We start from the raw sequence: 13,107 nt of genomic DNA, 5'->3' as shown, positions 1-13,107 counted from the left end.
CGGTATGTCGGGTCACGCGGCGCCGTCAGTCTGATCAGCACCGAGTCGTTCCCCGACCGGCAGTCGGCCATGGTCGCCGCCACCACCGCGTATCCCGAGGTGAGCGTCGAACAGGTGCCCGCGCCGGCCGCTGCGGGGGCGGTACCGGAGCGCCGGGGCCGGCTGGACGGCATGGCGGGGGCCGTCGGGCTGCTCGTCCTGCTGGTCGTCGGGCGCCGGCGGCGCCGCCAGGCCCGACGCGAGCGGGGGAGGAGCAGGTGAGCGGCGCTGCCTCGGGACGTGGTCGCGGAGCCGCCCGCAGCCGTGGTCGGTACGGGCTCGCGTCCCGGCTGAGGTCGGGGTTCCGCGGCCGCGGGCGACGGTGGGAACTGGAGTCGATCGTTCAGGACAGTGGTGATCGCAGTGAATCTGACCGGCTGTTGCGCTCGCTGGCGACCACGGGCGCCACGGTGACCGCGCGTAGTCGAGCGTCCCGCCTGGGCCTGGTGCTCGCCGGAGCGGCGCTCGCGCTCGCCGCGTGCGGCCCCGACCAGTCGATGCTGTCCCCGATGGGCGCCAACGCCAGCCGTGCGGCCGGCCTGTGGTGGCTGATGTTCTGGATCGGCGTCGTCGTCTGGGTGCTGGTGACTGCTGCGACGCTGTACGCCCTGGTCCGCCGGCGACGGGACCGGCACGACCCGCTGACCGCTCGGCGCTGGGAGAACGCGCCCCTTGTCTGGGGCGGAATCGTGCTGCCGAGCGTCGTGCTCGTCCTGCTCACGGGAGTGAGCATCGACGCGATGCGGCACCGGGACCACCCCGATGCGTCGCAGGCCACGGTCGTGCAGGTGATCGGACACCAGTGGTGGTGGGAGGTGCGATACCCGGAGCGTGACGTGGTCACGGCCAACGAGGTGCACGTACCGGCCGGCCGGCCGGTCCGGCTGGAGCTGACCACCGCCGACGTCATCCACAGCTTCTGGGTGCCGGCGCTCGCCGGAAAGATCGACCTGGTCCCCGGCCGGTCGAACACGCTGTCGATCAACACCGACCGGCCGGGTGTCTACGAGGGGCGGTGCGCGGAGTTCTGCGGCCTGCAGCACGCCAAGATGCGGTTCCGGGTCGTGGTGGAACCGGAGTCGAGTTTCCAGGACTGGCTCGCGGCGCAAGGCACGTCGGCCGCGGAGCCGGCTGACGACCTCGCCGCTCGGGGCCGGCAGGTGTTCCTGTCCGCGTCCTGCGTGTACTGCCACACCATCCGGGGCACCGCCGCGGTCGGCTCGGTGGGGCCCGACCTGACCCATTTGGCCAGCCGCGACACGCTCGCCGCCGGCATCATGCCGAACACGAAGGGGCACCTGGGCGGCTGGATCGTCGACCCGCAGCAGGTCAAGCCGGGGGCGCGGATGCCCAGCAGCGACCTGCCGCCCGACGATCTCCAGGCGCTGCTCGCCTACCTCGGCTCTCTCGCATAGGAGCACCGTGTCCCTCACCCAGGGCGTCCCCGACACCGCCGCCGGCCAGCCCGACTTCGACGGCGTGTGGCGCAACCCCCGTGGCATCTGGCGGAGCCTGTCGGTGGTCAGCCACAAGCCGGTGGGCAGCCGATTCATGATCACGGCGGGCCTGTTCTTCCTTGTCGGCGGCATCGAGGCACTGTTGATGCGCGTCCAGCTCGCCCGCCCCGAGAACCGGTTCCTCGACGCGCAGACCTACAACGACCTGTTCACCATGCACGGCACCACCATGATGTTCCTGTTCGTGGTGCCGTTCATCGAGGGCCTGGCCACCTACCTGCTACCGGTTCAGCTCGGCGCCCGCGACCAGCCCTTTCCCCGATTCAACGCGTTCAACTACTGGTGTTACCTGTTCGGTGGCGTGTTGCTGTACAGCAGCTTTGCGGCGGCAGCCGTACCGGATGCGGGATGGTTCGCCTACGTGCCGCTGAGCAGCAACCCCTACTCCCCGGGCCCCGGCATGGACTTCTGGCTTTGGGGGCTGGCGCTGGTCGAGCTGTCCGGCATCGGCGCCGCGGTGGAGATCCTGGTGCTGACGCTTCGGATGCGGGCACCGGGCATGTCGCTGGCCCGGATGCCGGTGTTTGCCTGGGCGATGCTGACCGCGTCCGGGCTGATCGTCCTCGCGTTCACCCCGCTACTGGTCGCGACCTCGATGCTGGAGTTCGACCGGCTGCTCGGCGCCACGTTCTTCGTGGCCGAGCACGGCGGCAGCCCGCTGTTGTGGCAGCACCTCTTCTGGATCTTCGGGCATCCGGAGGTCTACATCATGTTCCTGCCGGCGGCCGGAATAGTGTCACAGGTGGTGCAGGTGCACGCCCGGCAGCGGCTGATCGGCTACCCGTTCGTGGTGCTCGCGTTCGTGCTGACGGCGGTGATCAGTCTCGGTCTGTGGGTCCACCACATGTTCACCACCGGACTACCGCCCCTGACCATGAGCTTCTTCACCGCCGCGAGCATGACCATCGCGATCGCCAGCGGGATCCAGGTTCTGGCCTGGGTGGCGACGATCTGGCTGGGCCGGCCACGCTTCACGGTGGCGATGATGTTCGTCGTCGGGTTCATCGTGACCTTCGTGGCCGGGGGCATCACCGGTGTGATGGTCGCGTCGGTCCCGTTCGATCAGCAGGTCCACGACACCTTCTTCGTGGTGGCCCACTTCCACTACGTGCTGATCGGCGGCGTGGTGTTTCCACTCTTCGCCGCCCTCTACCACTGGCTGCCGAAGATGATCGGGCGGCGGCTGCACCAGCGGCCGGGCGTGGTCGTCTTCGCGCTGGTGTTCGTCGGGTTCCACCTGACGTTCTTCCCGATGCACCTGGCCGGCATGTGGGGCATGGTCCGGCGGGTCTACACCTATGACCCGGACCTGGGCATCGGTGGCCTCAACCTGGTGGCGACCGTGGGCGCGTTCCTGCTGGCGGCGGGGGTGTTGGTGTTCGTCATCGACCTCGTCGTCGCGTGGCGTCGCGGCGCTCCCGCGGGCCGTGACCCCTGGGCGGGTGATGGCCTGGAGTGGGGTGTTCCGTCGCCGCCGCCGTCCGAGAACTTCTCCCGGATCCCGGTGGTCGGCAGTCGTTATCCGCTCTGGCAGCCCGAGCGTGACCGGCCCGACCGCGACGAGCGGGCGCGCGGGTTCGACCGGGCTCCCGCGGATTTCCGGGCCAGCCCGACGACAAGCATCCTGCTGGCCGAGCCGGAGGCCGCCGTACACCTGCCGACCCCGACGTTTTGGCCGCTCGTCCCGGCGCTGGGGCTGGCGGGGACCGCCGCGGCGTTGATCGCCCAGGCGTATCCGGTCGCCGTGGCCGGCCTGGTGGTCGTCGCCGTCGGCGTTGTGGGCTGGCTGCGCCGCAACGAGGCCGAGCGGTGGCCGGAACGGTCCGGCGTGCGCGTCGGCGGCCTGCCCCTGGACGTGCACGGCACCCGGGCGATCGGCTGGTGGGGGGCGATGGCGACGATAGCCGTACTGGCCACCGCCGGCGGCACGATCCTGGCCTCGTACCACTTCCTCCAGGTCAACGCCACGGTCTGGCCGCCGGCGCCGGCGCAGCGGCCCGCCGCTGCACTGCCGGCTGGCCTGCTCGCGGCTCTCGTCCTGGCCGCCGCCGGTGCACTCTGGTTGGGCACGCGCGCCCAGATCCGCCGCCGGACGGCACTGGCCGTGCTGGCGGTCCTGGCGGCGGCCGGTCTGGCGGCAGGCGCGCTGACGGTCGGGACGTACGCCGCGGCGCCGCCGGCGCCCTCCCGGCACGCCTACGACTCGATGGTGCTCCTCGTGCTGGTGTTCCAGGCAGCGCTGGTGATCGTGGCGCTGGTGGCGACCGGGCTCGCGTTCCTCCGGGCGGCGGCGGGCGGACCGCCGGGGCGCCTGCGGCTGCTCGTCCAGGTGGCCGCCGGCTACTGGGCGCTCACGGCTGCCTGGTGGGCGCTGGCCAGCGGATCCCTGTACGTGGTACTGGTCGGCTAGGAGGTGTCATGCGGCGGGAACGACGCGACGCGTTGACCATCGCCTTCGTCCTGCTCGGACCGGCCGCGGCCTGGCTGGTCGCGCTGGGCGCGAGCTACGCCGTGGCGGACGCCAGCTGCACCCTGCGGCAGAGCGGGCGGGGAGTCGGCCTGAACGTCCCGGTGACGATCCTGGCGCTCAACGCCGTACTGGCGGTGGTGCCGGTCGCGGCGGGGTGGGTGGCGTTCCGGCTCCGGCAGCGTTCCCCTCGCGGTCGCCGCGCCGGCGGCGGCACCCGGGCCCGCGCGGAGTTGGCCCGCTTCGCCGGCGTTTCGGGAATCGGCCTCGCGGTGATCTTCCTGCTCGGCGTGGTCCTGCTGGCGGTCAACCCCCTGGTCTTCTGGAACTGCCAATAAGCACGGTGCGGTGACGGGGCGTGCCGCTGGTCCCCCACCAAGACGTGGCCAATGGTGCCGTTGATGCAGGATTCGGCGAAAAGCTGCCCTTGGGGGAACTTTTCGGCATTCTTGGCTGGATGCCTCTTTCGGGAAGAGTGAAGCGATGACTGATCTACAGCGCGCGCGGCGGTTCCTCGGCACCGGGGCGCTCAGCGCTGCTGCGGCCGCTGCGGTCCTGGCGGGGACCGCGCCCGCGGATGCCGTGCAGGGGGTGGCACAGAAGCTGATGTACGTCCACGTCCCCGCGGCGTGGACGGCCTACCTCGCCTTCACCGGCGTCCTGGTGGCCAGCCTGGTGTACCTGCGGACCGGGCGGCAGCGGTGGGATCGCTGGGCGGCGGCCTGCGCGGAGCTCGGCGTCGGCATGATGGCGCTGGCCATCGCGCTGGGCAGCGTCTGGGGCCGGGTCACGTGGGGCATCTGGTGGACCTGGGATGCCCGACTGGTGACGGCTGCGGCGCTCCTGCTTGTCTACATCGGATACCTCGCGGCCCGCGCGCTGGGCATCGACCCGGACCGGACCTCGCGACGCGCCGCCGTACTGGGCGTGCTCGCCTTCGCCATGCTGCCGCTGGTGCACTTCTCCGTGATCTGGTGGCGCACCCTGCACCAACCGCCGACGCTGCTCGGGCCCGATCCGACGCCGCCGATCGCGGCGTCGATGGCGCTCGCCCTGGCTGCCGCGATGCTCGCCTTCACCCTGACCGGCGCGTGGGTCGTCACCCGGCGGGTCTCCCTGCTCGCCACGCCCGCCGGGCCGAGGTCACCGGCCCCGCGGCCGGACCGTCCGGCGACGCTCGCCGAGCGTCCCGACCTCTCCGCACCAGGGGTCGAGGTCCAGAGCGCCGACGAGCGTACCGGGGTGCCGGCGTGACCGCCTGGCTGGCCGTCGGTGCGGGGTACGCCCTCACCGTCGCCGTCTGGGCCGGTTACCTCTGGTGGTCCGGTCGCGGCGGGGAGCGGACATGAGCCGCGCGAAGGTGCGACCCGCGCTGGTGATGATCTGCGCCGTGGCCGCGGGCGTGGCCGCGCTCGCCGGCAAGGGCCTGGACGAGAGCCTGGTGTACTACCGGACGCCGTCCGAGATCGTCGCGGGTCAGGCCGGGGTGAACCACGAACTCCGGGTCGGCGGCACCGTCGTGCCCGGGTCCGTCCACCGGGCCGGACCGGCGACCCGGCTGCGGCTGACCGACGGCTCCGCCGACGTCGAGGTCGTTCACCACGGCGGGCTGCCCGACATGTTCGGCGAGGGACGCGGCGCCGTCGTGGAAGGGCTCCTGGACGCCGACGGGGTCCTGCACGCCCAGCGCGTCATCGCCAACCACTCCAACGAGTACCGGCCGCCCGCCAGCGACCGCGCATGACCGTGTCGCTGCTCGGCACCGCCTGTCTCGGCCTTGGGGCGGTCGCCGCGCTGGTGGCCACCGCCGGTTGGGTGGCCCGAGCCCGCGACGCGCGGCGGCAGCCGCCACGCTCAGCCACCTACGCGCTCGCTGTCGCGGCCCTGGCCGCCTGCCTGACCCTTGAGTGGGCGTTGCTGAGCCGGGACTTCAGCGTGCGGTACGTCGCTGAGCACGGCGGCCGGGACGTGCCCCTGTACTACACGATCACGAGCCTGTGGAGCGCGTTGGAGGGCTCGCTCCTGCTCTGGCTGTTGGGCCTGGGCGCCGTCGTGGTGCTCGCGTTACGCCACCCGCCGACCACCGAACCACGCCTGCACCCGCCGGCGATGGCGGTACTCACCGCGACCGCCGCGTTCTTCTTCGGCCTCGTGCTGTTCGCCGGCAATCCCTTCGACGCGGTGGAGCCGGTACCGCAGGACGGCCCGGGACCGAACCCGCTGCTGCGCAGCCACCCCGCGATGGGCGTGCACCCGCCGCTGCTCTACGCCGGCTACGTCGGACTGGCAGTGCCGTTCGCGTACGCGATCGCGGCCCTGGTGACCGGCCGAACCGGCGCGGCGTGGGCGCGCGTCGTCCGCAACTGGACGCTGCTGGGTTGGGCGGCCCTCACCGCCGGCATCGCGGTCGGCGCGTGGTGGTCGTACGCGGTCCTCGGGTGGGGCGGCTACTGGGCGTGGGATCCGGTGGAGAACGCCTCGCTGCTGCCCTGGCTGACCGCCACGGCGTTGCTGCACTCGCTGCTGGCCCGGCGACGCGGCGGCCTCGGGGTGTGGGCCCTCTCCCTGGCCGCCGCGACGTTCTCCCTGGTGATCCTCGGCACCTTCCTCACCCGGTCCGGCGTGGTCGGCAGCGTGCACGCCTTCACGCAGTCCGGCATCGGACCTCCGCTGCTGGTCTTCCTCGCCGCCACCACGGTCGGCTGGTTGGCGCTGCTCGCCCTGCGGGGCGACCGGCTGGCAGGACCGGGGCCGGACCCGACTCGTGACTCCCGTGGCGACTGGCGGTCCCGCCTGCTGTCCCGGCGCAGCGGGCTCGTCGGCAACAACCTGCTCCTCACCGCGGTCGCGGCCACCGTTCTGGTCGGCACGGTGTTCCCCACCGTGCAGCAGATGGTCTCCGGTACGGAGGTGACGGTCGGTCCCGCGTACTACAACCAGGCACTGGCCCCGCTGGCGCTGGCCGTCCTGGCCCTCATGGCGATCGGCCCATTGCTGGCCTGGCCCGGGGAACCACCCGGGAGGTTGGCCCGCCGGGCCGTCCCATCGGCGATCGGCGCCTGCGTGGTCGCCGGCCTCGTGGGCCTGACCGGGAGCCACGGGCCGAGCGTGGTGGTGGTGTGCGGCTTGGCCGCGTTCGTCGCCTCGACCCTGGTCCGCGCGATGGCCGCGCGGCTGGCCGGCGGCGGCCCAGCCGGCGCGTGGCGGGCCGTCCGCCGCCACCGGCGCACCCTCGGCGCGCTCGTCGCGCACCTGGCCGTCGCGGTCGCGGCGGTGGCGGTCGTGGTGTCCGGCGCCGACCCGCCCGCCGAGCAGCGGGAGGTCGCCGTCGACAGCACGGCCACGCTGCGCGGGGTGACGGTCCGGCTGCTCGGGCTGGAGTCCAGGGTGACCGAGGGGCAGGAAGCGGCCACCGCGCGGCTGGAGGTCCGCTCGGAAGGCCGTTCACTGGGCAGGGTCTCGCCGACGCTGACCCTCTTCCCCGACCACGGCATGGTCGTCGCCACCCCGGCGATCGACACCGGACTGACGCGGGACGTGTACATCACCCTCCTGGCCGCCGATCCGCAGGCCGGGACCGCGCTCCTGCGGGTGTCCGTCAACAGCCTGATCGGGGTGCTGTGGCTCGCGGCCGGGCTGCTGCTGGTCGGCACCGGCCTGGCCGCATGGCCCCGGCGGATCTCGGTGACGTCCCGAGTGGGCAACGCCGAAGCCGCGCCCCGACCCCTGCTCAAGGAGGTGGACCCGTGACCGGACAGCGTCCCCTGATCGCCCGTCGTGCCGTACTCGTCGGGGCGGCCGCCGCCGCGGGGCTGGCTGCCACCGTCCCACTCGCGCACGCCCTGCGCGCCGGCGACGGTACACCGGCCGCGCCGGCGAACCGCCTGGCGTCCCCCCTGGCCGGCACCGGCCCCGACGGAACGTTCTTCGACCTGGCCACGCTGCGCGGCCACGTGGCCGTCGTCACCGTCTGGGCGTCCTGGTGCGAGCCGTGCCGCCGCGAGTTCCCGGTGCTGCTTGCCGCCCAGGAGAGCTGGTACGAGGCAGGGCTGCGGGTGGTCGGGCTCAACACCGCCGACCGGCCGGCGAGCGCGCGCCGGTTCCTGCGCGAGGTGGGTGCCGAGGCGTTGCCAATGGTGTCCGACCCGGACAGCCGGCACGCGGTCGCCTGGGGCGTACGGGGCATCCCCGAAACCTTCGTCGTCGACCGCGGCGGCCGGCTCGCCGCCCGGCACCAGGGAGAGGTGACGCGGGAGTGGCTGGTGGCCTCCGTCGAACCCCTGTTGCGCTGAGGCGGGCCGTCCCTGGGCTGCTGGCAATCGCCGCGCTGCTGCTGTTCGCCGCCGGGCTGACCCGGGCGGTCCTGGTCGGGTCGGGTCCCACTGACGAGGATGCCCGGGTACGGGCGATCGCCGCGACTGTCCGGTGCCCCGAGTGCATCGGCGAGTCCGCGGCCGACTCGCAGGCCCCGACGGCCCGAGGAATCCGCGAGACGATCCGCGAGCAGGTCCGGGCCGGGCGGGAGCCGGACGAGATCCGGCGCTGGTTCGTCGACCGCTACGGCCCGGGCATCCTCCTCGAACCGCCGGCCCGGGGACTCGGGCTGCTGTTGTGGTGGCTGCCGGTGGCGTTCGTGCCGCTGGCGTTGGCCGCGCTGGCCGTAACCCGCTGGGCGCGACGGCGGACAGCCGGTTCGGCGGTGCGGGACACCGCCCGCGCGCCCGAGTCGAGTGCGGTCCAACCCGGCCGGCCCGCCCGGGGGGCGTTGGTGCTGGCCGCGGCCGTCGCCGTCGCCCTCACCGTCGGGATCGTCATGGCCGGTAGGGGCACCGGCGACCGGCCGGCGGGTCCCGCCGCGGCGACCACCGGCGACACCGAACTCGACGTCCTGTCCGCGGCGGCCCGCTCCGCCCCTGACGAGGTGGGCCCCTGGCTGTCCCTGGGGCGGGCACTGGAGCACCGGGGGAGGCTGGCGGAGGCCGCCCAGGCCTACGAACGGGCGGTCCGGCTGGACCCGAAGGACTCGCCCGCGGCGTTCCGGCTCGCCTTCGCCTACGCCCGTTCCGGCCAGGCGGAACGGGCCCGCCCACTGCTGCAGGAGATCCTCGCCCGCGACGCGCGGCACACCGAGGCGCTGCTGCTGCTCGGCATGTTGCAACACGAGGCTGGACAGCCCGAGGCCAGCGAGACCCTGCGCCGGTTCCTGGAGGTGGCCGCCGAGCATCCCGCCGCCGCCGCGGTGCGCCGGCTGCTGGAGGGCGACCGGTGACGCGGCCGGCACGGACGACCGGGGGAGTGGCCGGGCCAGCGGCATCCCAGACCCGGCCGCCACCCGGGCGAGGAGTACGAAGCGGGTTCGGGACACCGGGGGACGGCCGGTGCTGATCGGCGAAACGTCCCTCCTGGGCCACTCCACCGCTGTTGCCTCCTGGTGGCAGCTGGATCCCGCGACGATGCTCGCGCTGGGTGCCACCCTGCTGCTGTACGCCCACGGACGCCGCGGACTGGCGGCGTACCGGTCGGGACCCGCGCTGCTGCCGCCATGGCGGGTCCGGTGCTTCCACGCAGGGCTGCTGGTGCTCGCGGCCGCCCTGGTCGGGCCCGTGGACGTGGTGGCCGAGGAGCTGTTCTGGGTACACATGGCGCAGCACCAACTGCTTGCGCTGGTCGCGCCGCCGCTGCTGATCCTGGGACGCGGCGGCCTGGTGATCGGCAGCGCGCTGCCGAGACCGGTTCGCCGAGTTCTCGTGCCCGGGCGCTGGATGCCCCGTCCGCTGCGCTCGGGAGGAGCACTCGCCGCCGCTGCGGCGGGGATCCACGCCGGCACCTGGTGGCTGTGGCATCTTCCCGGCCCCTACGAGCTGGCATTGCGGATGGAGTTGGCGCACGTCGCCGAACACCTGCTGTTCCTTGTCAGCGGCGCGGTGCTGTGGTCGTTGACCCTTCGCCACCGTCCGCGCGTCAGCCTGCCCGCCGCCCTGCTGTCGGTGATAGCCGCGATGTTGCCGACCTCGGTGCTCGCGGGCCTGCTCACGTTCGGCGCCAGGTCGTGGTACGAGGGCCATCACGCCGGCCACTGGGGTCTGACGCCGCTTGAGGACCAGCAGCTGGGTGCGGCGTTGATGTGGTTCCCCGGGTCGTTGGGCTATCTGGTCGTCGCCGCGGTGATCGTGTTCCGCGGTCTGGCCCCACCGGCGGTGGGCCCGACAACGCGCGGCTCTGGTCCGGACCCGGAACACCGGGCCGGAGGTCCCGGCCGGCGCATCCTGGCCCCGAGTTCCCGCCGGCGCGACACGGCGCGCCCGCCCCGGTAGGGGGTCGCCAGCCGTGGGGATGGCGGAGGCGGGACCGGTCGTGGTCACGGGTGTCGGGCAGGCGGGTGGGATCCCGCCGCCGGGAGTGGGCGTGGTCGGGGCGGATTCCCGCCCCCCGACGGTCGTTGGACCAGGTGGACAAATCGTGTCGTGGCAGTCAGGAAAGATGAGCTGAGTCCGGTGCTGGTGGCTGTGTGGGCTGGAAACGGGGCGCGTGGGCGCGCCGCCGGTGGGGTCGCGCGTCGTCGGCAGACGTGGGCAGCCACTGATGGCTGATCCCCAGTGCCGGCTGTGCCGGCTGCCCGCCAACGAGTGGCTGCTGGGCTACGAGGGCTTCGAACCCGCCCACGAGGGGACGCGGGAGGCGCTGCTGGCGCTGGGTAACGGTTACCAGATGACCCGGGGCGCGGCGGCCGAAGCCACCGCCGACGGCGTTCACTATCCCGCCACCTACATCGCCGGGCTCTACAACCGGCTGGTCTCCGACGTCGACGGCCGCCGCCGGGTCGACGAGAGCATCGTCAACCTGCCCAACTGGTTGCCGTTGACGTTCCGCCACCCGGGCGGGCCCTGGTACTCGCGGGCCCTGTTCCACCTCGCGCACCACCACGTCGTGCTCAACCTGCGACAGGGCACGGAACAGCGGGAGATGCTGGTCCGAGACCCGCACGGTCGCCGCACCCGGATCGTTCAGGAGCGGATCGTCTCGATGGACCGCCCGCACCTGGCCTGCCTCCGTACGGTCATCACCGCGGTGGACTGGGCGGGCCCGTTGCACGTTCGTAGCCTGCTGGACGCGCGGGTCACCAACGACAACGTCGCCGAGTACGGCGCGTTGGCCCGGCACCACCTGACCGACTGGGTCACCGGGCACCAGGGGGAGACCTGCTGGCTGACCGTACGGACCACCCAGTCGCGCATCCGTATCGCCCTGGCCGCCCGCACCGTGCTGCACCAGCAAGACCAGCCGGTTTCCCACCACCACCAGGTCAGCGACCCCGGATACGTCGGGCACGAGATCCACCTGACCATGACACCGGGAACACCGGTCACCATCGACAAGATCGTCGCCACGTACACGTCGCGGGACCGGGCAATCTCGGAACCGCTGGACGCCGCGTGGGGCGAGATCGGCGACGCACCTCCGTTCCCCGCCGTACGGGACGCGCACCTCCTGGCCTGGGAACATCTCTGGCGGCGCCTCTACCTGCGCCTCGGGGGCCACGACCTGGTGCGGGAACAGCGGGCGCTCAACGTGCACCTGTTCCACGTCGCGCAGTCCCTGTCCGGATACACCGCCGACGCCGACGCGGGCGTGCCCGCGCGGGGGTGGCACGGCGAGGGCTACCGGGGACACGTGTTCTGGGACGAGCTGTTCGTCTTTCCGCTGCTCAACCTACGTACCCCCGAGCTGACCCGGGCCCTGCTGCTCTACCGGTACCGTCGGCTTCCCCAGGCCCGCCGGCACGCCCGCGCGCTGGGCCTGGCCGGTGCGCTGTTTCCGTGGCAGAGCGGCAGTGACGGCCGCGAGGAGACGCCTGAGCGGTTCCACAACCCCCTCTCGCAGCGGTGGATGCCCGACCACTCCCGCCGGCAGCACCACGTCAACCTCGCCGTGGCCTACAACGTCTGGCAGTACTACCAGGTCACCGACGACATCGACTTCCTCGCCATGTACGGGGCCGAACTCCTCGTCGACATCGCCCGGTTCTGGGCCGCCATCGCCAGCCACGACCCGCAGGACGATCGCTACCACATCCGGGGCATGATGGGTCCGGACGAGTTCCACGACGGCTATCCCGACCGCCCGGGATCAGGTATCGACGACAACGCCTACGTCAACGTCATGACCGCCTGGGCTCTCGCCCGGACGATCGACGCCTACCGGATTCTGGGTGGACACCACACGGACGACCTGTTGCGGCGCCTGGGGGTCGACGACCAGGAAGTCGCCCGCTGGGACCACATCAGCCGCCGACTGTACGTCCCGTTCCTGCCCAACGGACTGCTCAGCCAGTTCGAAGGCTTCGCCGACCTCGACGAACTGGACCTTGGCGCATATCGCGACCGGTACGGCGACATCGGCCGCCTCGACCTCATCCTGGAAACTGAGGGCGACCACACCAATCGGTACCAGACGTCGAAACAGGCTGACGTCCTGATGCTGCTCTATCTGTTCAGCGCGGAAGAGGTCACCGAGCTCCTGCATCGACTCGGGTACGACTTCGACCCCGCGACGATCCCGGCCACCGTGCACCACTACCTGGACCGGACCACGCACGGATCAACCCTCAGCCGCGTCGTTCACTCCTGGGTCCTCGCCCGCACCAGACGGTCCCAGTCCTGGCACCTGCTGCGCGACGCACTGAGCGCCGACCTCTCCGACATCCAGGGCGGCACCACCCGTCAGGGCATCCACCTCGGCGCGATGGCTGGCACCGCCGACATCCTGCAACGCTGCTACACCGGGCTGGAGGCCCGCGGCGACGCGCTCCGCCTCCATCCGCAACTACCGCACACCCTCACCCATCTCGACTTCGACGCGCGCTACCGCGGGCACTGGCTCCGCATCCACTGCAGCCACGACCTCATCTCGGTACACGCGCTGCCCACCGCCGCGCCGCCGATCACCGTGATCATCGATGGTCATCCGCACATCCTCACCGGGGAGAGCCACGTCCGCCTGCGCCTGCCCAGGGAGCAGCCGCCGGGCGGCGCTGGTCCGCGCAACCACGTCGATCGGCACTAGCGCGTCGAGACCCACCTCGGC

Annotated in this window: 11 protein-coding genes; all 11 read left to right on the top strand. The window is 72.5% G+C overall.

Annotated elements, in window-relative coordinates; all coding sequences use genetic code 11:
• On the top strand, positions 1 to 261 hold a 261-nt coding region (locus tag C1I99_RS32850; protein WP_158554091.1), incomplete at its 5' end, for a hypothetical protein.
• A 188-nt stretch (positions 262 to 449) separates the two neighbouring features.
• Positions 450 to 1,454, top strand: a complete 1,005-nt coding sequence (gene coxB / locus C1I99_RS21450; protein WP_199562324.1) for a cytochrome c oxidase subunit II — start codon at positions 450 to 452, stop codon at positions 1,452 to 1,454.
• 7 nt (positions 1,455 to 1,461) lie between these two features.
• Positions 1,462 to 3,966 carry a cytochrome c oxidase subunit I gene (locus tag C1I99_RS21445; protein WP_111136014.1) on the top strand — a complete coding sequence of 835 codons (2,505 nt, stop codon included), beginning with the start codon at positions 1,462 to 1,464 and terminating at the stop codon, positions 3,964 to 3,966.
• 8 nt (positions 3,967 to 3,974) lie between these two features.
• Entirely contained in the window at positions 3,975 to 4,361 is a 387-nt protein-coding gene (locus C1I99_RS21440; RefSeq protein WP_111136013.1) for a hypothetical protein, read from the top strand.
• Between the two features lie 145 nt (positions 4,362 to 4,506).
• Entirely contained in the window at positions 4,507 to 5,277 is a 771-nt protein-coding gene (gene ccsA, locus C1I99_RS21435; protein WP_111136012.1) for a cytochrome c biogenesis protein CcsA, read from the top strand.
• A 91-nt stretch (positions 5,278 to 5,368) separates the two neighbouring features.
• The gene (locus C1I99_RS21430; RefSeq protein ID WP_111136011.1) at positions 5,369 to 5,767 is read left to right on the top strand and encodes a cytochrome c maturation protein CcmE; all 399 of its coding nucleotides are present in this window, start codon (positions 5,369 to 5,371) and stop codon (positions 5,765 to 5,767) included.
• Positions 5,764 to 7,773 carry a heme lyase CcmF/NrfE family subunit gene (locus C1I99_RS21425; RefSeq protein ID WP_111136010.1) on the top strand — a complete coding sequence of 670 codons (2,010 nt, stop codon included), beginning with the start codon at positions 5,764 to 5,766 and terminating at the stop codon, positions 7,771 to 7,773. The genes C1I99_RS21430 and C1I99_RS21425 overlap by 4 nt, the downstream gene beginning before the upstream one ends.
• Complete coding sequence (locus tag C1I99_RS21420; RefSeq protein WP_158554090.1) at positions 7,770 to 8,315, top strand: TlpA family protein disulfide reductase; 546 nt, start codon at positions 7,770 to 7,772, stop codon at positions 8,313 to 8,315. Before C1I99_RS21425 ends, C1I99_RS21420 begins: the two co-directional genes overlap by 4 nt.
• The gene (locus C1I99_RS21415; RefSeq protein ID WP_158554089.1) at positions 8,279 to 9,292 is read left to right on the top strand and encodes a cytochrome c-type biogenesis protein CcmH; all 1,014 of its coding nucleotides are present in this window, start codon (positions 8,279 to 8,281) and stop codon (positions 9,290 to 9,292) included. The genes C1I99_RS21420 and C1I99_RS21415 overlap by 37 nt, the downstream gene beginning before the upstream one ends.
• Before the next feature lie 109 nt (positions 9,293 to 9,401).
• A complete protein-coding gene (locus C1I99_RS21410) occupies positions 9,402 to 10,337 on the top strand; it encodes a cytochrome c oxidase assembly protein (protein WP_111136007.1) in 936 nt (311 codons plus the stop codon).
• A 268-nt stretch (positions 10,338 to 10,605) separates the two neighbouring features.
• Positions 10,606 to 13,086, top strand: a complete 2,481-nt coding sequence (locus tag C1I99_RS21405; protein WP_233512634.1) for a glycoside hydrolase family 65 protein — start codon at positions 10,606 to 10,608, stop codon at positions 13,084 to 13,086.
• Positions 13,087 to 13,107: the final 21 nt, after the last annotated feature.

Origin of the sequence: Micromonospora deserti, from assembly GCF_003236335.1 — a bacterium.
In the GTDB taxonomy this organism is placed as follows: domain Bacteria; phylum Actinomycetota; class Actinomycetes; order Mycobacteriales; family Micromonosporaceae; genus Micromonospora; species Micromonospora deserti.
The sequence above is the reverse complement of the archived record's forward strand: the minus strand, read 5'-3'. Positions and strand labels throughout refer to the sequence as shown.